The 2,236-nt window shown below is 70.7% G+C and carries 2 protein-coding genes; both read left to right on the plus strand.

The annotated features are described in order from the left end of the window. Nucleotides 1-1,450, plus strand: a 1,450-nt coding sequence (locus HMPREF0043_RS06985; protein WP_021602291.1) for an amino acid permease, incomplete at its 5' end; no start/stop codon positions are given. A 48-nt stretch (nt 1,451-1,498) separates the two neighbouring features. Further along, nucleotides 1,499-2,104 (plus strand): GNAT family N-acetyltransferase, encoded by a 606-nt coding sequence (locus HMPREF0043_RS06990; RefSeq protein WP_021602292.1) that lies wholly within the window; start codon nt 1,499-1,501, stop codon nt 2,102-2,104. The last annotated feature ends 132 nt before the right edge of the window (nt 2,105-2,236 follow it).

The following is a 2,236-nucleotide window of genomic DNA, read 5'->3' on the forward strand; positions in this document are numbered from 1 at the left end:
CCGCCACATCCAGCTCATCGCCATCGGCGGGGCGATCGGCACGGGCCTCTTCCTCGGCGCCGGGAAGTCGATCAGCGTCGCCGGCCCGTCGATCCTCCTCGTCTACACGGTCATCGGCCTCATGCTCTTCTTCGTCATGCGAGCCATGGGCGAGCTCCTCCTGCACAAACTCGAGTACCGCTCCTTCCAGGACTTCGCGGCGGACATCCTCGGACCCTGGGCGGGCTTCCTCGTCGGATGGACCTACTGGTTCACCTGGGTGGTCATCGGCATGGCCGACATCATAGCCATCACCGGCTACTGGCAGCTGTGGGTCGGAAAGGAGAGGATCTGGGTGTCCATGCTGCTGGCCGTCGCGGTCATGCTCGTCCTCCTCCTCATGAACCTCGCCACCGTCAAGCTGTTCGGCGAGATCGAATTCTGGTTCGCGATCATCAAGCTCGTCGCGATCGTCGCCCTCGTGGCGGCCGGGATCTTCATGGTCGTCACCGGCTTCACCTCGCCGAACGGCACCCAGGCCTCGATCGCGCACCTGTGGGATCGAGGCGGCTTCCTGCCCAACGGCGTGCAGGGTTTCCTCGGAGGCTTCCAGCTGGCCGTCTTCGCCTTCGTGGGCATCGAACTGGTCGGCACCACGGCCGCCGAGACCGAGAACCCCCGCGTCACCCTGCCGCGGGCCATCAACGCCATCCCCGTGCGGGTCCTGCTCTTCTACGTCGTGGCGCTCGCGGTGATCATGTGCGTCACCCCGTGGGACCAGGTCGATCCGGAGAAGTCTCCCTTCGTCCGGCTCTTCGGGCTCGCGGGGCTGTCGGCGGCCGCCTCGGTCATGAACGCCGTCGTCCTGTCCTCGGCGTCCTCCTCGTGCAACTCCGGGATCTACTCGACCTCCCGCATGGTCTTCGGGCTCGCCCACAAGAGGATGGCGCCGAGCGTCTTCCGCAGGCTCACGCGCGGCGGCGTGCCGTGGGCCGGGCTGATCGTGACGGTCGTCATCATCTGCTGCGCCCACCTGCTGACCCTGTCCGGCGGCGTCATGCGCGCCTTCACGCTCGTCACCACGGTCTCCTCGGTCCTCTTCCTGTTCGTCTGGTCGGTCATCCTCGTCTGCTACATCCTCTACCGCCGCCGGCACCCCGACGCCCATCGTGCATCGGCCTACCGCATGCCCGGCGCCGCCTTCATGCCGTGGGTGGTCCTGGCCTTCTTCGCGTTCGTCGTCCTCGCCCTGACCACCAAGGCCGATACGCGCAACGCGCTGGCGGTCACCCCGGTGTGGTTCCTCATCCTGGGCGTCGCCTGGACGCGAGTCAGGCGGCGGATCCGCCGGCCGGCGACCGGTGGATCGGCCACCGGCGAGGGCGCTCCCACGGAGGATGCGGCCGCCGACGGGGACCGGACGGGGGAGTCGGGGCTTCGGGAGGGCGGGGCCGGCCAGGCGCCGGCCTGACGGTAGGATTGCCCGAGCCGGGGGAACCCTCGGAGAACGGAGCGAACCATGGACAGACCGGGCGTGGAGATCAGGCGGGCGGCGCAGCGCGACGTCCCCGGCATCGCGGGGATGCTCGCCGAGGCGTTCTCGCGCGACCCCGTCTTCCTCGACCGGCTCTCCCCGCGACAGGACGGGCTCCGCGTCCTGGCCGGCCTGTTCGCCTTCGAGCTCGAATACGAGTACATCGCCCACGGCCGAGTCGACGTGGCCGTGGACGGCGGGGCGCCGCTCGGCGCGATCCTCATGCTGCCCCCGGACGCCGCCCCGGTCTGCGGGCCCGTTCACAGGGCCCGCCTCATGCGCGCGCTCGGGCGCTCGTTCTGGCGGCTCTGGCGTTCCGAGGCGGCCGTCCAGAAGGCCCGCCCCGTCTTCCCCCACTGGTATCTCGGCTACATCGCGGTGACCGAAACGGCCCGGGGGAGGGGACTCGGCTCGGCGCTGCTCGACCGAGCCGTCGAGAACGCGGGGGAGGAGGCCGTGTACCTCGAATCGACCACCGCCGCCTCCCAGGCCCTCTACGAACGCAAAGGCTTCGTCCCCCTGGGCGCCGTGCCGCGCCTGGGACGCCACTGCGAGGTGGGCATGTGGAGGCCCGGCGTCGTCACGCGGTGACCGCCGAGCCTCCCGACCGCCGGACGCCTGCCTCGCGAGCCCTACAGCTCTCGCCTGGCGAAGGAGCGCGCCCCCAGCGCCAGGATCGCGGCGGCCGCGAGGGCCCCGGCGGCCAGCGGGGCCGCGACCGGG

This window comes from Actinobaculum sp. oral taxon 183 str. F0552, assembly GCF_000466165.1.
Classification (GTDB): Bacteria; Actinomycetota; Actinomycetes; order Actinomycetales; family Actinomycetaceae; genus Peptidiphaga.